The 17,344-nt window shown below is 73.1% G+C and carries 14 protein-coding genes and 1 tRNA gene; 5 read left to right on the top strand and 10 right to left on the bottom strand.

The genetic code is table 11. The features are described from left to right. Window positions 1-140 precede the first annotated feature (140 nt). The 8 genes from metG to ACZ3IL_RS20855 all read right to left on the bottom strand — a co-directional run bounded on the left by metG (window position 141) and on the right by ACZ3IL_RS20855 (window position 8,454). Entirely contained in the window at window positions 141-1,889 is a 1,749-nt protein-coding gene (gene metG / locus ACZ3IL_RS20890) for a methionine--tRNA ligase (protein ID WP_467392029.1), read from the bottom strand. A 316-nt stretch (window positions 1,890-2,205) separates the two neighbouring features. Beyond that, window positions 2,206-3,159 (bottom strand): phosphatase PAP2 family protein, encoded by a 954-nt coding sequence (locus ACZ3IL_RS20885; protein ID WP_467392027.1) that lies wholly within the window; start codon window positions 3,157-3,159, stop codon window positions 2,206-2,208. A 79-nt stretch (window positions 3,160-3,238) separates the two neighbouring features. Further along, complete coding sequence (locus ACZ3IL_RS20880; RefSeq protein WP_467392025.1) at window positions 3,239-4,198, bottom strand: hypothetical protein; 960 nt, start codon at window positions 4,196-4,198, stop codon at window positions 3,239-3,241. After that, window positions 4,195-4,536: a PadR family transcriptional regulator gene (locus ACZ3IL_RS20875; RefSeq protein WP_467392023.1), complete on the bottom strand. Its 342-nt coding sequence runs from the start codon at window positions 4,534-4,536 to the stop codon at window positions 4,195-4,197. The genes ACZ3IL_RS20880 and ACZ3IL_RS20875 overlap by 4 nt, the downstream gene beginning before the upstream one ends. 456 nt (window positions 4,537-4,992) lie before the next feature. Further along, entirely contained in the window at window positions 4,993-5,457 is a 465-nt protein-coding gene (locus ACZ3IL_RS20870) for an FG-GAP repeat domain-containing protein (RefSeq protein WP_467392022.1), read from the bottom strand. Between the two features lie 298 nt (window positions 5,458-5,755). Then, complete coding sequence (locus tag ACZ3IL_RS20865; protein ID WP_467392020.1) at window positions 5,756-6,607, bottom strand: RCC1 domain-containing protein; 852 nt, start codon at window positions 6,605-6,607, stop codon at window positions 5,756-5,758. Window positions 6,608-6,670: 63 nt separating this feature from the next. Continuing rightward, complete coding sequence (locus ACZ3IL_RS20860) at window positions 6,671-7,153, bottom strand: GNAT family N-acetyltransferase (RefSeq protein WP_467392018.1); 483 nt, start codon at window positions 7,151-7,153, stop codon at window positions 6,671-6,673. A 233-nt stretch (window positions 7,154-7,386) separates the two neighbouring features. Next, window positions 7,387-8,454 (bottom strand): threonine/serine dehydratase, encoded by a 1,068-nt coding sequence (locus tag ACZ3IL_RS20855; RefSeq protein ID WP_467392016.1) that lies wholly within the window; start codon window positions 8,452-8,454, stop codon window positions 7,387-7,389. A gap of 440 nt (window positions 8,455-8,894) precedes the next feature. Here ACZ3IL_RS20855 and ACZ3IL_RS20850 point away from each other — a divergent pair, with 440 nt between their 5' ends. The 3 genes from ACZ3IL_RS20850 (at window position 8,895) to ACZ3IL_RS20840 (ending at window position 10,984) form a co-directional block, all read left to right on the top strand. Beyond that, window positions 8,895-9,995, top strand: a complete 1,101-nt coding sequence (locus ACZ3IL_RS20850) for an NUDIX domain-containing protein (protein ID WP_467392014.1) — start codon at window positions 8,895-8,897, stop codon at window positions 9,993-9,995. A 184-nt stretch (window positions 9,996-10,179) separates the two neighbouring features. Next, window positions 10,180-10,707 (top strand): DUF488 domain-containing protein, encoded by a 528-nt coding sequence (locus ACZ3IL_RS20845; protein ID WP_467392012.1) that lies wholly within the window; start codon window positions 10,180-10,182, stop codon window positions 10,705-10,707. A gap of 1 nt (window position 10,708) precedes the next feature. Continuing rightward, on the top strand, window positions 10,709-10,984 hold the full coding sequence (locus ACZ3IL_RS20840; protein WP_467392010.1) for an MGMT family protein: 276 nt from the start codon (window positions 10,709-10,711) through the stop codon (window positions 10,982-10,984). A 954-nt stretch (window positions 10,985-11,938) separates the two neighbouring features. Here ACZ3IL_RS20840 and ACZ3IL_RS20835 read toward each other — a convergent pair. Continuing rightward, window positions 11,939-12,013 (bottom strand) — tRNA-Val (locus tag ACZ3IL_RS20835). Window positions 12,014-12,210: 197 nt separating this feature from the next. On the opposite strand from ACZ3IL_RS20835, the gene ACZ3IL_RS20830 reads away from it, so the two are divergent. Together ACZ3IL_RS20830 and ACZ3IL_RS20825 are read left to right on the top strand one after the other, a co-directional pair. Further along, the gene (locus tag ACZ3IL_RS20830; protein ID WP_467392008.1) at window positions 12,211-13,338 is read left to right on the top strand and encodes an AI-2E family transporter; all 1,128 of its coding nucleotides are present in this window, start codon (window positions 12,211-12,213) and stop codon (window positions 13,336-13,338) included. Between the two features lie 121 nt (window positions 13,339-13,459). Continuing rightward, the gene (locus ACZ3IL_RS20825) at window positions 13,460-14,500 is read left to right on the top strand and encodes a vWA domain-containing protein (protein WP_467392006.1); all 1,041 of its coding nucleotides are present in this window, start codon (window positions 13,460-13,462) and stop codon (window positions 14,498-14,500) included. 103 nt (window positions 14,501-14,603) lie between these two features. Here the strand turns inward: ACZ3IL_RS20825 and ACZ3IL_RS20820 are convergent, their stop codons facing one another. Further along, window positions 14,604-17,078, bottom strand: coding sequence for an RICIN domain-containing protein (locus ACZ3IL_RS20820; RefSeq protein WP_467392004.1), 2,475 nt, complete (start codon window positions 17,076-17,078; stop codon window positions 14,604-14,606). Between the last annotated feature and the right edge of the window lie 266 nt (window positions 17,079-17,344).

The raw sequence follows: 17,344 nt of genomic DNA, 5'->3' as shown, positions 1-17,344 counted from the left end.
CCTTCGAAATGAATTTCGGCATGCCGAAATTCTTCCCGAGGGGAGATCGTGCTGGAGTAGAGGTGCCGCATCAGCGGCGGGAGTGGCTGCCGCAGAACCGTTCCGGCTCCGCGACAACCCACAGAACATTACGGACGACGTCATGCCGTGTCAACTTCGGACCCCGGGGGCTCCGGGGCGCCGCCGAAGCGCTCGCGGTAGGACTCCAGGTCCTCCTCCGTGATCTTCGCGAAGAGCACGGGCGGCACCGTGAACGCGACGCCGGCCGGGATGGTGTCCAGGGACTTCGCCTGCTCCGCCGTCACCCAGGTCGCGGTGTCGTTCTCCAGGGCGAAGGCCCCGCGCAGGGCGGCGGCCGCGGTCGGGACGAGCGGTTCGGAGACGACCGCGTACAGGTGGATCAGGTTCATCGCCGTGCGCAGGGTGAGCGCCGCGCCCTCGGGGTCGCTCTTGATCTCCAGCCAGGGGGCCTTCTCCTCCAGGTAGGAGTTGCCGGCGGACCAGAGGGCGCGCAGGGCGGCGGCGGCCTTGCGGAACTGCAGGGCCTCCATCTGCTCCTCGTACTCGCCGAGCAGCCGTGCGATCTCCTCGCCCAGCCTCGTCTCCGTCTCGCCGGCGGCGCGCCCGGCCGGGACCTCGTCGCCGAACCTCTTGTGCGAGAACGACAGCACGCGGTGGACGAAGTTGCCGAGGGTGTCCGCCAGGTCCTTGTTCACCGTGGCGGTGAAGTGCTCCCACGTGAAGGAGGAGTCGTCCGACTCGGGGGCGTTGGCGATCAGGAAGTAGCGCCAGTAGTCGCCGGGCAGGATCTCCAGGGCCGCGTCGGTGAAGACGCCGCGCTTCTGGGAGGTGGAGAACTTGCCGCCGTAGAACGTCAGCCAGTTGAAGCCCTTGACGACGTCGACCTTCTTCCAGGGCTCGCGCACGCCGAATTCGGTGGCCGGGAACATCACGGTGTGGAAGGGGACGTTGTCCTTGGCCATGAACTGCGTGTACCGGACGGTGTCGTCGGCCTCGTACCACCACGACTTCCAGTCGCGGGTCTCGCCGTCGGGGGCGGCGTCCGCCCACTCCTTGGTCGCGCCGATGTACTCGATCGGGGCGTCGAACCAGACGTAGAAGACCTTGCCCTCGGCCGCGAGCTCCGGCCAGGTGTCGGCCGGCACCGGGACGCCCCAGTCGAGGTCGCGGGTGATGGCGCGGTCGTTCAGGCCCTCGGTCAGCCACTTGCGGGCGATGGACGTGGACAGGTGCGGCCACTGGTCGCCGACGGCGGCGATCCACTCCTCGACCTCGTGCTGGAGCTTCGACTGCAGCAGGAAGAGGTGCCTGCTCTCGCGGACCTCCAGGTCCGTGGACCCGCTGATCGCCGAACGCGGGTCGAGCAGGTCGGTCGGGTCGAGCACGCGGGTGCAGTTCTCGCACTGGTCGCCGCGGGCCTTGTCGTAGCCGCAGTGCGGGCAGGTGCCCTCGACGTACCGGTCCGGCAGGAAGCGGCCGTCGGCCGGTGAGTACACCTGGCGGACCGCCCGCTCCTCGATGAAGCCGTTTTCGTTCAGCTTCCGCGCGAAGTGCTGGGTGATCTCGGCGTTCTGCCGCGAGGAGCTGCGCCCGAAGTGGTCGAAGGCCAGCTCGAACCCGTCGTACACGGCCTTCTGCGCCTCGTGTGCCCGCGCGCAGAACTCGGCGACCGTCAGCCCGGCCTCCTTGGCGGCCAGCTCGGCCGGCGTGCCGTGCTCGTCGGTGGCGCAGACGTAGAGGACGTCGTGCCCGCGCCGGCGGAGGTACCGGGAGTACACGTCCGCCGGAAGCATCGACCCGGCCATGTTGCCCAGGTGCTTGATCCCGTTGATGTAGGGAAGCGCACTGGTCACCAGGTGTCGGGTCATCCTCGGATGCTCCATTTCTACGGACGGCGCCGGTGGCGCCGTCACGACGGGTCGGGAGGCCGGGGGACGCGACGGCGTCATGGGGTGAGGGGCCGTCTCCGCGGGCCGTCGGCATCGTAGCGAAGGGGTTGCGTCGCGTTCGCCCCGATTTTCGCGCGGAGGCGGGCGGGGCGCCGTCCCTCCGGTCCCGGGCCGTCACGGGCCGGGGAAGCGGCTTTCCGGTGGGGGCGCCCGTGCGGAGTGCCGCCTCCGGCGCGTACGGCGGTGCGCGGCGAGGCGGCCTCCGGGCCGGTGTTCGGGTCGTGCGGGGTGCTTCTCAGGGCTTCGGGGCGGTCCGCGGGGTGCGCCGTGCCGTTCGCCCGGCCGTGGCGGGCGCGGGGCCGCGCGTCGTGGCGGACCAGAACAGGAGCGCGCACAGGAAGGCCGCCGCGGCGAAGGACAGCGACTGCGCGAGGGAGTCGTCGCGTGCTCCGGCCAGGAGCGCGCCGCTCGCCGCCGGGGCCAGGACGATCGCCGTCAGTGCGCGGGGGCGCGGTGCGGGGGCCGGCGCACCGGTCCGGGGCAGCACGAGGGTCGCGAGGGTGTACCAGGCGCAGGCCAGGAGGACGGAGCCCAGGACGTCGCTGGGCCGGTGGTGGTAGGTGGCCTGGACGGCGGCGGCCGTGACGGCGAGCCAGAGGGCTCCGGCCGTGAGGACGCAGGGGCGGGCGCGGGGCGGGGCGAGGAGGACCGCGCCGAGGACCAGCCCCGCGGGGACGGCGACGTGTCCGCTGGGGAAGCTCGGGTCGACGAGGGCGATGCCCGCGTCGACCAGGTCGGGGCGGGGCAGGACCGTCCGGGCGAGTTCCTTGCCGCCGACCGTGGCCACGACGACCCCGATCGCCGCGCACCCCTCCCACCAGCGCCTTCGTATCAGGGTGACGGCCGCGAGGGCCACGAGGCCCACGAGCAGGGTGGGCATGGCGGTGTGTTCGAGGGGCGGCAGGGCCCACGAGCCGTAGGCCGATCCCGACCAGTCGTAGATCCAGGCCGGGGTGGCGCCGTCGTCGCCGTCGAGCAGGGCGTTCTCCGTCCGTTGCCCGAACGGGGTGCGGACCGCGAGCAGGTAGACGGCCAGGAACGCCAGGAGGTACAGCGGGACCGGGAGCCACGACCGGATCGTCCGGCCGGTTCGTGCGGTCTGCCGGGCTCGTTCGGTCCGTTCGGTCCGTGCCGTGCGGGCGGTGGGGGCGGGGGGCGCGGTCGGGGTCGGGGGGTCGTGCTGGGGCATCGTTTTCTCCGTCTGCGGGAGGGAGTGGTGCGGTGGTGCGGTTCCGTCCCGGGCGCGAGACGGGTCGGGGCGGCCGTTCTCAGCCGAGGAGTGCCCGGTCCCGCCGGCGCTGTGCGGCGATGGCCAGGGCCGGGAGGGGGGCGATGAGGAGCAGGAGGACGATCAGGTCCGGCAGGGACCGCATGAGTCCGTCCGGCTGGAGGACGATCGCCTGGACGCGAACGAACGCGAAGGCCGCGACGGGGATCAGCCACCGGAGGTCGCCGGTGGCGGCCGTCGCCGCCCACGCGGCGAGCAGCCCGGTGGCTTCGAGGGCGAACATGCCGCGCTGGAAGAGCGGGCTGACGGCGATGACGTGCAGGCCGCCCGCCACGAAGAGGGCGAGGACGACGGGGACGAGCCGGCGGTACGAGTGGCGGCGCGGCCGGCCGGTGCGGCGGACGGCCAGTACGGCACAGGCGGCGCACAGCGTCGCGGAGAGGACCGGGTCGTGGGCGGTGATCGGCGCGCCGAGCCCGTAGTAGCCCAGCCCCGCCTTGCCCTCGGTGCCGAAGAGCGTGCCGTCGGGGAACGTGGCGCCGGCGCAGATCATCGTGGCGGCGGCCGGCAGGGCGATCCACGCCCTGCCGCGCAGCAGGGCGATCAGGCAGACCAGCGGGAGCAGTCCGTAGGGCAGGAGCCGGGTCCGGGTGCCGTCGCCCTCCGCCCACGGGTACCAGCCGGCGAAGTCGAAGGCGATGGCGTGCGGACCGGGGTCGACACGCAGCGCCCAGTGCCACACGTCCTGGAGGTACGGGACCAGGGCCAGGGCGGCGAGGACGAGGGCGGCCATGTGGATGCCGTCCAGCCACCACGGCCGGGCCGTGTCGTCGACGACGGCGCGGGCACGGGCCCGGACCCCGGCGCGCGCGAGGGCGACGGCTTCGCGCGGCGGGGGCCAGGAGCGGCCGGGGTACGCCTCGGACAGGCAGGCCAGCAGTTCCTCTCCCTGCCGGGAGCGGTAGGACCGGGGGTAGGCGGCGAGCAGCAGGCGGTTCATGCCGGGGCCACCCCGGCGTCCCGCGTACGGCCGAGGACGACGGCCGCCGCCTGCCGCATCCGCAGCGCCTCCCGGTCGAGCGCCCCGGTGCCGTCGTCCGTGATCCGGTAGTAGCGCCGTGCCCGCCCGTCCACGATCTCTTCCGCGCCGGCGGCCACGAGGCCGGCCCGTTCCAGTCGCTCCAGCGCGCCGTAGAGGGTGCCGACGGCGATCCGGAGCCGGCCGTCGGTGGCCCGCTCGGCGGCCTTGATGATGCCGTAGCCGTGCAGCGGCCCGTCCAGGAGCGCGGCGAGGATGAAGTATTGCGGTTCCGTCAGGGACGGGCTCTGTCGTTTCATGCCCCGAGCATATATCGGACCACGAAGTATCTTCGCTCGGCGGGCGCCGGTCGGACCGGTGCCTGCCGGTGGGGCCGGGTGCGGGGACGTGCCGGGTCTTCGGGCGCGGGACCACCGTGGAAAGCGCGGGACCACCGTGGAGAACGGCGGGCGGGCCGACGGGCCCGGGCGGTGTGCGAGCCGTCGTACCGGGCGGGTGCCCGCACCGCACTCCCCCGTCACCCCGACCCCGGCGCCGGCGGGGTGCCTCATGGGCCGTGCGGACACCGGCACCGGAGCTCCCGTCGGAAAGAACCCGCCCGCCGCCGGGCTCATCCTGCTGACGCTCACCGCGATGGTCGCCGGCTCCGTGGCCGGGGCCGGCGTCCCTCCTCCCCCGCCGAAGCCGTCACCCGCGCCTTGCCCCGGGGCGACCCCGAACAGGAATGGGGCCGGGCCGCCTTCGAGGGGGCGGCATCATGCCCGTCGGCAGCGGAACGGCCGGGCGAACGTGCCGTTCGCCTGTGCGCCGAAGACGTGCACGGCCATCGGGACCGGGTTCGGTGCGGTGGCGGCGTACGTGTAGAGGGAGGCGATGTCGTCGCGGCCGTTGCCGTTGTAGTCGCCGCTGGTGAGGCGCATGCTGCTGTACCAGCCCCAGTCGGAGTTCGCGCTCCAGGACTTGACGCCGGTGAAGTAGCGGCCGTCGGGCTTGCCGCGGAACGTCTCGAGGGAGAACGCCATCCTGTTCTGGGCGTCGGCGCCCTCGTCGTTCAGGGTGACGATGTCGAGCACCCCGTCGCCGTCGAAGTCGCCCTTGACCGTCTTGCGGCCGAGTGCCGTGTCCGTGCTCGCGACCGGGGTCGGTGATGCGCAGGGACGTCTCGTCGGCGACCCCGACGGCGGCGGCGTTGAAGTCGTCGGAGCCGGTGTGCACCACACGGTGCGCGCCGTCGGCGTCGTCCCAGGACAGGAGCACGTACGTGGAGTGCAGTCCGCCCGATGCCCCGTCGAGCCGGTTCGTCGTGACCACCCACAGCTGGACGTCCCGGTACGGGTGCGCCGCGTCCGGTTCCAGCTCCGCCGCCTTCTGGTAGGTGCCGGCGTTCGGTACGGGACTCCTGACGGCCCGTACGGAGGTCCGGTGCCAGGAGGGGGACGGCGAGGAGCGCGAACGGGCGGACGGGATCGCCCCGGTGCGGGCGCCCCGGTGCGGGCGGCCCGGTGCGGGCCCGGGAGCCTAGGGGAGGTGGACCCCGGACCAGGTGTCCACCGCGCACTGCCCGTCGGCGTCGTTCCCCGCTGCCAGGACCGTGCCGTCGGCACGCAGACCGACGGTGTGCGTCGAACCGGCCGCCACGGCGACGATGTCGCGCCAGTCGCCGACCTCGCACTGCCCGTAGCTGTTGTCTCCCGCCGCGAGGACGCGCCCGGACGCGGTGACCCCGACGGTGTGGTAGCTGCCCGCGTCGAGCGCCACCACCTCTTCCCACTCGTCGACCTCGCACACCCCGGTCGACCGGTCTCCGGTCGCCACCGCCCGCCCGTCAGCCCTGAGGCCGACGGTGTGGAGACATCCGGCGGAAATGGCGGCCAGGTCACGCCACCCTCCAACGGCACACTGCCCTCGTTGGTTGTTCCCCACGGCCAGGGCGGAACCGTCCGACCGGACGCCGACCGAGTGCCAGTCACCGCACGAGAGGGCGACCACCTCGCGCCAGGACTCCACGTCGCACTGTCCTTCCGCACCCCGGCCGGCCGCCAGCACGCGGCCGTCCGCGAGCAGCCCGAGCGTGCGGCGCCAGCCCGCGGCCACGGCCGTGACGCCTCGCCATCCGGCGACATCGCACTGCCCGTGGCCGTTCCACCCCGTCGCCAGCACCGTGCCGTCCGACCGGAGCCCCACCGTATGGGACTTGCCCGTGTTCCTCGCGGTGTGCACGTTGCCGGCCGCCACCGCGACGACGTCCTCCCACCGCTCGACACGGCATTCGGCGGCCGCGGTATTACCCACGGCGAGGACGGTCCCGTCCCAGCGCCGTCCGACCGAATGACGTCTTCCGGCCGCCAGCACCGACGAGTGGGCGAGCATTCCGTCTCCTTGCGTCCGGTACGGGTTCGCGACGTAGGACGCCACCTTACGGGGCGGGGAAAGTCATCCGTCCCACCGCAGCACCAGCTCGTCGATCTCCGCTCCCCGCGCGTTCGCGAAGCTGCGCTCCTCGCCGACGACCTTGAAGCCGCACTTCTCCAGGACCCGCGCCGATCCGGCGTTGTCCGCCGCCGTCCGGGCGAGCAGCGGGCGTTCGGGGACCACGGCGAGCAGCTCCCGCAACGCCGCGGTCGCGATGCCCCGCCCCCAGAAGGAGCGATCGATGAAGTACGTGACCTCCCGCTCGTCCGGCTCGCCGTACACGGCCACGTGACCGACCACGTCCCCGTCCGCGAGTACGGTGCGGGCGACGATGTCGGGCGAGGCGAGGATGCGCTTCCAGTGCGCGTCGAAGCGGGCCCGGTCCGTCGGGTCCTCGGCGGTGAAGGCGGCCATCCGGTTCGATTCGGGGTCGTTCGTGAGCCGGAAGAACACGGGCAGATCACTGGGGTGCACGGGGCGCAGGGAGACGTCTGGGGAAGTCATGGGCCCGACCCTAACGACCCCGGGGGAAGGGCGGGAGCGAGTCGGGCTCGATGTGCGGAGGCTTGACGGGCCGGTCGGGCCGGTCGGGCCGGTCGGGCCCGGGAGCCGCCCGGCCCGTAGGGCCCGTGCCCGTCCTGCCCGGGACCGCCCGCGCGGTTTCGGGGGGGGCTCCGAAGTACCCGGCCGGTCCGGGCACGCGCCACAGCGGCCGGCCGGGGACTTCGCGGGCGGGGTCAGTCCTGGGTCCGGACGAGCGTGGAGGGGTCGGTGTTGGCGCCGCACAGGACGACGCAGACCCGTTCCCCGGGCGCCGGGCGGTAGCCGGCGGACGCGGTCGCGGACCGGGCGGGCAGGTCCCGGCGGGGGAAGGTCAGGGCCGCCAGCGCGGTGGCGGCGGCGTGCTCGACCGCCACCCGGTGGTGGTCCCAGAGCTCCTGGCGGGCCCGGACGATCTCCTCGTCCGTCACCAGGACGGAAGTGACGCCGCCCCGGCGGGCGGTGTCCAGGGCCATGGCCGAGGCGCGGCGGGCGCCGAGGGAGTCGGCGGCCACCGAATCCACCGGGACGTCGACGACCTCACCGGCCCGGATCGCGGCGTTCAGCGCACGGCAGTTCTCCGGCTCGACCGCCACGGTACGGACGCCCAGGTGCCGGGCGGCCGTGGCGACACCGGCGAACAGGCCTCCTCCGCCGACGGCGACCACGACGGTGTCCAGGCCCGGGATCTGCTCGTGGATCTCTTCCATGAGGGTGCCCGCTCCGGCCGCGACGAGGGGGTTGTCGTAGGCGTGGGAGGCGAGCGCGCCGGTGGTGGCGGCGAACTCCTCGCAGGCGGCCAGGGCCTCGGCGTACTCCTCGCCCGCCAGGCGGACGTCGGCACCGTAGCCGCGCAGCCGGTCCACCTTCACCCGGGGCGCGGTGCGGGGCAGGAAGACGGTGGCCCGTACGCCCTGCCGCCGGGCGGCCCAGGCGCACGCGAGTCCGGCGTTGCCGCCGGAGGCGATCGTGACCCCCGCCCCGGGCAGGGTGCCGGCCTCCTGGTGGGCCCGGAGGAAGTTGTACGCGCCGCGGGCCTTGAAGGAGCCGGTGTGCTGCATGAACTCCATGGCCGCCCAGACCTCGCACGGCCCGCCGGGCCGGTCGTCGAGGGGGCCGCGGTGCGCGGTGCGGAGCGCGTCCGCGTCCAGGGGGGCGACGGTGACCCGGCGCACCCCTCCGGCGATGCGGGCGGCGGCGTTCTTGATGTCTTCGGGGGCGAGGGGCGGCACGGGGAGGCTCCTGAACGGGGGCGGACGGGTCATGACCGGGCGGTGGCGTCGGGGCGGTGGTGGTCGGGGCGGGGAGGGACGCGAAGGAGAAGGGGTGTTCGCCGGGGCCGGTTCGACCACGAGGTCTACCACGGTCCTCTGCGCCGGCCCCGCCCGGGTTTCCGTCTCCGCCTCCGGTCTGCCGGCCGTCCCGTGAGCCGCAGGGTACGGCGGGGCGGCCGGGAGCCCTCCCGGTCAGGTGCGACGCTCACGGGTGGCCCCTCGCGACGGCCGGACGTCCCGGAGCCGGCGGGAGCGGTCCGTCGCTCCCGCCCCGTCTCCTCGCCCGCCCGGGAGCGAGCGAGGCAAGATCGTCCGTGCCGGGTCCTTCGCGCGGCTCGCCCGGTCCCTCGCCGGGCGACCGGCGCCGGACCACCGGCCGGCGGGACGGCTCGCCGCCCCGCCCCGGTACCACCGCACGATCGGAGACAGAGATGACCACCCCCTCCGCGCCCGACGAGTCACCGAACCCGTCGCTGACCGACGAGGAGTACGGGGACCTGCGCGCCTCGGCCGCCCTGTGGGCGGGGGCCTCCGTACTGATCACCGATCGGTACGGGCGGGTCCTGGTCCAGCACGTCGACTACCGCGACACCTGCCTCCTGCCCGGCGGCGCCGTCGACAGCGGCGAGTCCCCCTCCCACGCCGCCGCCCGCGAGGTGGAGGAGGAACTGGGCATCGCCATGGAGGTCGACCGCGGACTCGCCGTCGACTGGATCTCCCCCGACAGCGCCCGCACCCGCCCCGCCGTCCGGTTTCCCGGCGAGATCCTGCACGTCTACGACGGCGGCGTGTGGGACGAGGAGCGGATCGCCGCCGTCCGGCTCCCCGAGGGTGAGGTGGAGAGCGTCGAGTTCGCCGAACCCGCCCGTCTGCCCGGCCTGATGTCCCCCCACGACGCCCGCCGCGCCCTGTCCGCGCTGCGCGCCCGGATCAACGGTGCCGGCCCCGTCCTCCTGGAGAACGGCCTCCCGATCGCCCCCACCGTCCTGGACCGGGCCGGCGTCCTGCGCGCCGCCCGGCCCCGGCACCCCCTCCCCTTCCGCACCGGCCCGGCCCCGGAGCGCCTTCCCGTACGCCAGACCCGGGCGTGGCTGTTCGCGCCGGACGGCCGCGTGCTGGTGCTGCTGGAGCCGGACACGGGTGCGGCGCGCCTGCCCGGCGGCGCTCCCGGCCCCCGGGACCACGACGACCCCCTGCTCGCGCTGCGCCGAGGGGCCCGTGAGGAGGCCGCGGCCGAGTTCGGCGAGCCGTCGCTCCTCGGGCACCTCCCCGAGCCCGGCGAACCGTCTGTCCGTCTCCTCCACGCCGCCGCCCTGACCCGCCTCGGTCCTCCGCCGGCCGGTCCGTTCACCGGCCGTGCTCCCGTCCGGGTTCTGGCCACGCCCGAGCAGGCTCTGGAGCTCCTCGGCCGGGGACCGGGGGACGCCGGCCAGCTCGCCGCCGTCCACCGGGCCCGTTCCCGGCTGGGCGTTCCCAGGGCGGTGCGGCAGCCCGTCACCGAACCGGCGGACGTCACCGGTCTCACCGCCTGACGCCCCGGGAGCCGTCTCCGGGACCGGGACCGGGGGGCGCGGGAGAAACGGGAAACGGGGAACCGTGCGGGCACGGCGTCCCCGTACGGCGGGCTGCCCGACCTCGGCGAGTGGCCTTCCGTACCGTTGGCGTCCTATCGTCACGACAAGGACCGATACGACCGTTCCGGGGCGGGAGGACGGGATGACGAACCGCGTCTGCACGGTGGGACATTCGACGCGCGGCTTCGACGAGGTGTTGTCGATGCTGCGGAAGAACGAGGTCACCCTTCTGGTGGATGTCCGCGCGTTTCCGTCGTCGCGGAAGTTTCCGCAGTGGAACCAGGAGGCGATCGTCGAAGCGCTGCCCCCGGACATCGGGTACCGCAGGATCGGGGAACTGGGCGGCCGGCGGCACACCCCCAAGGGAGTGGCGAGCCCGAACGGGGCGTGGAGGGTGAAGGCGTTCCGCGACTACGCCGACTACATGGCCACCGACGCGTTCGCGGAGGGGCTGGGAGAGCTGGTCCGGCTGGCCGGGAGCGAACGGCCGGCGATCATGTGCAGCGAGGCCGTGCCGTGGCGCTGCCACCGCCGCCTGATCACCGACGCCCTGATCGTCGCGGGTGTGGAGGTGGTCGACATCATGTCGGACACCACGACGCGGGTGGCGGTCCTGAACGAGAACGCCCGTGTCCATGAAGGACACCTGACGTATCCGCCCCGCTCCTGACATGGGTTTCGTCGAGGACGTGCGGGCCGTGGTCGCCGGAATCCCGCCGGGGACCGTGATGTCGTACGGCGACGTCGGCGAACGAGCGGGCATCGGTCCCCGGCAGGCCGGACGGGCGATGGCGCTGCTCGACGACGGTGTGCCGTGGTGGCGGGTCGTTCACGCCGACGGCACTCCCGCGACCTGCCACGGCGGGAGGGCGGGGGAACTGCTCCGGGGAGAGGGCACGCCGTTCCGGGGCACTCGGGTGGACATGCGGCGCGCGCGGTACCGGTAGTCGCCTCCGCCTCCGTCCCGGCCTCGACGCCGGTGCTCCGTGCGGGTCGTCGCGGTCCGTGCGCCGGGATTCGGTCGCCTCGGCGTCCGGTGTGCGTCCGCCCGGGTCCGGTGCGCGTCCACCGGGGTACGCGTCCGCCGGGGTGGGGGTCGGGGGCGCGTCGAGGGGCCCGGACGCCGTCACCGGCGCCCGGGCCCCGAGCCTTCACCATCATCTGCCGGCCGAACCGCACCGGCCTTCTTCTTCCACTCCCCTGAGCCCACCGGGGCCGGAAAGCGGGGATCGCGGCTGTGTGACCGGGGACCACCCTCCCATCCGGGGTCTGCGGTACCCGGGCGTTCCCGCCCGGGCGATCCTGATGGCGTCCGCTCCTTACCCTGCTCTTCTTTCCTGACCTTCACCTACGGATACCGCTGCGCGGCCCCTGGGACCGCCCGGCCCGGCGGCCGACGGAGGAACCCACCACTTCCGGCTCCACCGCCCCGCCACCGTTCCGCACCCGCTGGACTTGCTGAACCTGCTCGCGCGGCAACACGTCCCTGCCGCGCCCTTCGGACTTCCTTGGCTACGAACAAAACACTAACCCCACCACCCGCCAATGTCTACCTTCGCCACAACAGATTTTCTGCACCGAAGCCGGACGGGAAACTGTTCCGGACAGCTTCGCGACGCTTCGGGGACGGCTGGGGGGACCTCCGGGCGGCCGGGGGCCACCACTCGGGCTCCCACTCGCCTCGCTCAGCGACGACTTACTTGGCCCTCGCGGTGGAGAAGGAGGACGCGCGCCCACCGGTCCGGCGGTGTTCCACCGAAAGGGGCGGCCGGAGGGGGAAGGGGGCGAAGCGGCCCCGTTCGGGCCGCCGTTGACGCTCAGGAGCGTGGTGGCCGGGGCCGGCGGGACGTCACACCGGCGGGGGCCCGGACGGCGGGGCCGTCGCACGAGCGGCTGTGAGGGGCGGGGCGGCCGGATTCGAACCGGCGTCCTCCGAGATGTCATCGCGGCGCATTACCTCTGTGCTACGACCCCGCCTTGCCGGGGATCTTACTCCAGTCCGGCAACCACGGTTCCCCGGGCCTCGGTTCACCCCGGTGTCGGGGACGGAGTGCAGGTACAGGTGCCGGGGACGGGGCGGGGGGCGTCGGCGTCGGCGTCGGCGTCGGCGTCGGGGCCTCGGCGGCTTCGGCGGCTTCGGGGAGGCGAAACGGCGGTCAATACAGTGGTCGTCATGTCTGCGATGCTGAGTTCCGCCAAATCCCGTGCCGCGTTGCGCACGGCGGCCCGCTTCTCCGGCGAGTCACTGCTCGTTCTGGCGGCGGCGGCCGTCGCCCTGTGGCTCCTGGGGTTCATGTGGCCGGTGGTGTGGCCACTCGTCGTGGCCCTGTTCCTCACGACCCTGACCTGGCCGCCGACCCGGTTCCTGCGCCGGCACCACTGGCCCCCCGCCCTCGCCGCGGCCACCGTCACGGTCGTGTTCCTGCTCGTCGTCGTCGGAATCGTCGCGCTGATCGCGGTGCCGGTCACCTCCCAGTCCGGCGAGCTGGCCGACGGGGTGGTCGCCGGTGTCGACCGGTTGCGCGAGTGGGCCGCCGGGCCACCGCTCAACATCGGCGACGACCAGATCAGCGACGCGCTCGACACGGCGGTCGCCCGGGTCCAGGACAGCATGGGCAGCATGTTCACCGCCGTGGCGACCGGTGTGGGGTCCGTGTTCAACGGTGTGGTGACCGCCTTCCTGTCGTTGTTCCTGATGTTCTTCTTCCTCAAGGACGGCCCCCGCTTCCTGCCCTGGCTCACCCGCCAGCTCCCGGGCCGGTTCGCCTCGGACGCCGCGGTCGTCGCGGCCCGCGGCTGGGACACCCTGGGCGCCTTCGTCCGCTCGCAGGCGTTCGTCGGCCTCCTCGACGCCGTCTTCATCGGCATCGGCCTGTGGGTCCTGGGCGTTCCGCTGGTACTGCCCCTGGCGGTGCTGACGTTCGTCTCCGCGTTCGTGCCGATCGTCGGCGCGCTCTTCGCCGGTCTGGTCGCGGTCCTCATCGCCCTGGTGTCGAACGGTCCCACCGACGCCCTGATCGTCCTGGCGATCATCGTGGTGGTGCAGCAGCTGGAGGGCAACGTCTTCCAGCCGATGATCCAGAGCCGCGGACTGGGCCTGCACGCCGCGGTCGTCCTGCTGGCCGTGACGCTCGGCGGCAGCCTCGCGGGCATCGTGGGCAGCCTCCTCGCCGTCCCGGTGGCCGCGCTGATCGCGGTGGTCTGGAACTACCTGCGCGAGCAGCTCGGCGAGGAGGGACCGGAGGGGGAACAGGAACGGGAACCGGCTCCGGACCGGGACGGCGCCCCCGTCGCCCCGTGAGACCCGCGGACCGGAGGGGCCCCGTCGCGACGGGGCCCCTCCGGTCCGTTCCGGGACCGATTGTCAGTGGTGGGTGGAAGGCTGGAAGCACCGAGTCGGAAAGAAAGAGGGGGAAGCCGTCATGTCCGGAAACCAGAACTACATCAACCACGTCGCCCTTGTCCTGGACGCCAGTTCGTCCATGTCGCACCTGAGCCGCAAGGTCGTCGAGGTCGCGGACCAGCAGATCGCGTACCTCGCCCGCCGGTCGAGGGAGCTGGACCAGGAGACCCGTGTCACGGTGTACGTCTTCGCGGACAAGGTGGAGTGCGTCATCTACGACAAGGACGTGCTGCGGATGCCCTCGCTGAAGCAGCTGTACCGGGTCGGCGGGATGACGGCCCTGCTGGCGGCCGCGCTGAAGTCGCAGCGCGAGCTGGCGCAGACGGCGCAACTGTACGGCGACCACAGCTTCCTGACGTTCGTGCTGACCGACGGACAGGAGAACGCGAGCCACCGTTCCCCGGACGCCCCTTCCAGGAAGCCGGGCGAACTGGTGGAGGCCGTGGCCGAAATGATCCGGACGCAGCAGGACAACTGGACGCTGGCGGTTCTCGTGCCGGACCAGATGGGCAGGCGCGAGGCCATGCGGTGCGGTTTCCCGAAGGAGAACATCGCCATCTGGGACGCCACGAGCACGCGAGGCCTCGAGGAGGCCGGACAGGTCATCCAGGAGGCCACCGAGAAGTTCATGGTGGGCCGCACCAAGGGCATCCGGGGTTCGCGGGCGGTGTTCTCCACGGGCGCGGAGGCGGTCAACAAGGACACCGTCGAGGCGGCCGGTCTCACGCCGGCGGAGCCGTCGGCGTACGAGCTGATACCGGTGGCCCACGACGTGGCGATCCGGGACCGGGTCGTGGAGTCCGGGCACACCTACCGCACCGGCTGCGCGTTCTACCAGCTGAGCAAGACGGAGAAGGTGCAGGCGCGGAAGCGGATCGCGGTGCTGGAGAAGAAGACGGACCGGGTGTACACGGGGCCCGAGGCCCGTGCGCTGCTCGGCCTGCCGGACGTGGAGGTGCGCGTCAAGCCGGACCACAACGACGACTTCACGATCTTCGTGCAGAGCACCAGCGTGAACCGGAAGCTCGTACCGAACACGCGGCTCCTGCTGATGCTCTGACGCCCTCCCGGGCCGGGAGACCGGACCGGGAGACCGGACCGGGAGGGCCGCCGGGACCCGTGCGGTGCGCGGGTCCCGGCGGCCGGTCACTCCCCTCGTGGCGTCAGCCGACGGTCCACCGCTGGAGAGCGGCGCCGGTGTCGGGCTGCTGGGTGACGGAGGCCCCGTCGCCGGAGGAGGCGGCGGTCAGGAGCAGCCCGCTCGCCGCGGAGGCCACCGTGTGGGTGCCGTCGCTCCGCCGGGTGAGGTTCCAGCGCTGGTTGGCGCCGTGGGTGCAGGTCCACTGGATGATCCGCGCTCCGGCGCTGGTGGAGCCGCTCTCCACGTCGGCGCACAGACCGGACTCGGCGTTCTTGAGTTCGTAGGTGCCGTCGGTCTGCCGGGTGAAGGTCCAGCGCTGGTTGGCGCCGCCGGTCGGCGTCCAGACGACGAGCCGGGTTCCGGCGGTGGTGCTGTGGTCGGGGTTGTCGAGCGCCTTGCCTCCGGTGGTGAGGGTGTGGGGCCCGTCGAGGGAGGCCGTGACCGCCCAGGTGAAGGTCGCCGTGCCGCTCGCGCTGCCGGACGACGCGGTGACGGTGACCGTCGACGTCCCCTCCTTGGTGGGGGTGCCGGTGATCAGGCCGCCGGTGCTGATGCTCAGGCCGGCGGGCAGGCCGGCGGCCGTGAAGGTCAGGGGCTTTCCGGCGGAGTCGGTGGCCTCCACCTGCAGGGAGACGGCCTTGTTCGGCGCGGTGCTCTGGTTGCCCGGGTTGCGGACCGTCACGGTTTCCGGGGCCTGTGCGACGGGGGTGAGGGTCAGGGCCTGTTCGCCGCCGGTGCGGGTCCCGCCGACCGCGTTGCCCGTGGTGTTGGTCCAGTCGCGGACGGGGGTGGTCTCGGCGGGCCGGGCGGGATCGGCGGAGAGGCCGATGACCAGTCCGCTGTAGCGGTTGACGATTTTGTACGTGCCGGTGGCGGTGCCGTCGGCGGGCGAGGTGCCGCGGATGACGAACCACTGCTGTCCGACGGTGGGGCCGCCGGTTCCGGGCGGGGTGACGGTGGGCCTGGTGCCCCAGGCCCGTGTGCTCGTGGAGGTGGTGCCGACGCCGAGGAGGCCGCCCGTGGCGGAGTTGACGATCCGGTAGGAGCCGTCGCCGTGAGAGGTGAAGGTCCACGACTCCAGGGCGGAGCCGGTGGCGGCGGCGAGCGAGGTGGTGGACGAACCGCCGGACACCTGGGCCAGGACGCGCCCGCCGGCGCTGGTGATGCGGTAGGCCCTGGAGGTGTCGACCGGTGCCGCGGGCTCGGTCGTGTCGATCGTGAGGTTGACGTACTCGCCGGAGGCGCCGTTGGAGCATCCGAAGGAGCAGTACGAGCGGAAGTTCTTGCCGACGAGTCCGGAGGAGGTCTTGTTGGCGCCGTCGAGGAACCAGCGGTACCAGGAGGCGTTCCGGTAGCCGCCGGTGTCACCGAGGCGGAACCACTTCTGGGTCGTCAGGTCGCTGGTGGCGTAGATCTCCTGGGAGGCGTTGCCGCTCTGGTCGACCGCCTGGGGCTGTCCGATGTACAGGCCGAGGTGGGTGTTGTAGGTGATGTCCATGACGAACAGCGGGGACGTCGGGGGCGTCAGGCCGGCGGCCACCTGCTGGGCGACGGTGCCGGCGTTGGCCGGGTCGTACTCCTTCGACGGAGGGACGTACCCCGTCGTGCTGCCGCTGCCGACCGGGACCATGGTGCTCTCGCGGCCTCCGACGCCGGGTTCCGACCAGGCGCCGTTGTACCACTTCCGCCAGGAGCCCGGGGCCATCTTCGCCGAGATCGGGGCGCGGGCCACGTGTCCGTAGAAGGCGGCCCAGCCGCCGCCCTTGTTCACGATCCGGGAGCCGTAGAAGGCGTAGAAGTAGCCGGAGGCCGTGTCGACGAACAGCCGCTGGTCACCGGTGCCGTAGTGGTAGGTCTGCTGGGGGAAGGCGGCGGTGTCCCCGCGGGCGGTGCTGTGGTGCGAGGTGATGACGTGGTCCTCGATGGTCCACGTGCGTCCCTGGTTCCTGGAGACCGCGTAGTCGATGCCGTCGTAGTGGATGCCGTCGCCGAAGGGCTGCGGGGTGAACTCGTTGTGCACGAGTCCGTACCAGTCGCCGGTGTCGGGGTCGACCCAGACGCCGGCCAGGTCGCAGTAGTTCTGGTGGGCGTAGGAGGCGGTGGAGGGCGCGCGGGTGGCCTCCACGCCGGTCGGGCTGTTGTTGCAGCGCCACGTCGTGTCGTTGTTGCGGTCGCTGGAGTTGGCCGGGTCGACCGCGTCGCTGAGGGCACTGGACCGGGTGGCGGTGTCGAGGTTCGTTCCGGTGTAGAAGCTCCACTTCCGCGGGTCCTTCGCGCCGTAGAGGGCGTGGGACTGCTGGAAGTAGAAGGTGCCGTCCTTGTCGATGTACGTGCCGGCGGGGGTGTCGTCCGGGGTCGTCCAGGGGCCCTTCGCCCCGACGGTGACGGTGTAGGCGGCGGCGGTCGGGGCCGCGGACGCCGCCGGGACGGCGCCGCCCGTGAGGACCAGCGCGGCGGCGGCGAGCGCGCCGGTCAGTCTGCTTCGAGGAGTGGTCACGGGTACTCCCTGATCGGGGGAACCGCGGGGGGAGCGGTTCCGTGGAGGGCCCGCCGTCCGTCGGGAGGGCGGTCGTGCGCGGGGTCGCGGGAAGGGTGCGGCGAAGGTGCGGGAGGAGGACGACGCGGTCGGGCCGTCGTCCGGGGCCGCGGGGCCGGCGCGCGTGCTCCGTTCCGCGACGTGACAGGTCGCGCCGCGTCGGCGGACCCCGGAGTCCGGGGGGAGTCGCCGACCGTCGGCTGGAGGGACCGTACGGCTCATTTGAC

The sequence above is a fragment of the Streptomyces sp. NPDC014907 genome, from assembly GCF_055562975.1.
Note: the sequence above shows the minus strand (reverse complement) of the source record. Positions and strands in the feature narration are given on the sequence as shown.

Excerpts from the sequence above, each read along its gene's own strand:
- metG (WP_467392029.1), bottom strand. The coding sequence starts at position 1,889 with ATGACCCGACACCTGGTGACCAGTGCGCTTCCCTACATCAACGGGATC.
- ACZ3IL_RS20885 (WP_467392027.1), bottom strand. The coding sequence starts at position 3,159 with ATGCCCCAGCACGACCCCCCGACCCCGACCGCGCCCCCCGCCCCCACC.
- ACZ3IL_RS20880 (WP_467392025.1), bottom strand. The coding sequence starts at position 4,198 with ATGAACCGCCTGCTGCTCGCCGCCTACCCCCGGTCCTACCGCTCCCGG.
- ACZ3IL_RS20875 (WP_467392023.1), bottom strand. The coding sequence starts at position 4,536 with ATGAAACGACAGAGCCCGTCCCTGACGGAACCGCAATACTTCATCCTC.
- ACZ3IL_RS20865 (WP_467392020.1), bottom strand. The coding sequence starts at position 6,607 with ATGCTCGCCCACTCGTCGGTGCTGGCGGCCGGAAGACGTCATTCGGTC.
- ACZ3IL_RS20860 (WP_467392018.1), bottom strand. The coding sequence starts at position 7,153 with ATGACTTCCCCAGACGTCTCCCTGCGCCCCGTGCACCCCAGTGATCTG.
- ACZ3IL_RS20855 (WP_467392016.1), bottom strand. The coding sequence starts at position 8,454 with ATGACCCGTCCGCCCCCGTTCAGGAGCCTCCCCGTGCCGCCCCTCGCC.
- ACZ3IL_RS20850 (WP_467392014.1), top strand. The coding sequence starts at position 8,895 with ATGACCACCCCCTCCGCGCCCGACGAGTCACCGAACCCGTCGCTGACC.
- ACZ3IL_RS20845 (WP_467392012.1), top strand. The coding sequence starts at position 10,180 with ATGACGAACCGCGTCTGCACGGTGGGACATTCGACGCGCGGCTTCGAC.
- ACZ3IL_RS20840 (WP_467392010.1), top strand. The coding sequence starts at position 10,709 with ATGGGTTTCGTCGAGGACGTGCGGGCCGTGGTCGCCGGAATCCCGCCG.
- ACZ3IL_RS20830 (WP_467392008.1), top strand. The coding sequence starts at position 12,211 with ATGTCTGCGATGCTGAGTTCCGCCAAATCCCGTGCCGCGTTGCGCACG.
- ACZ3IL_RS20825 (WP_467392006.1), top strand. The coding sequence starts at position 13,460 with ATGTCCGGAAACCAGAACTACATCAACCACGTCGCCCTTGTCCTGGAC.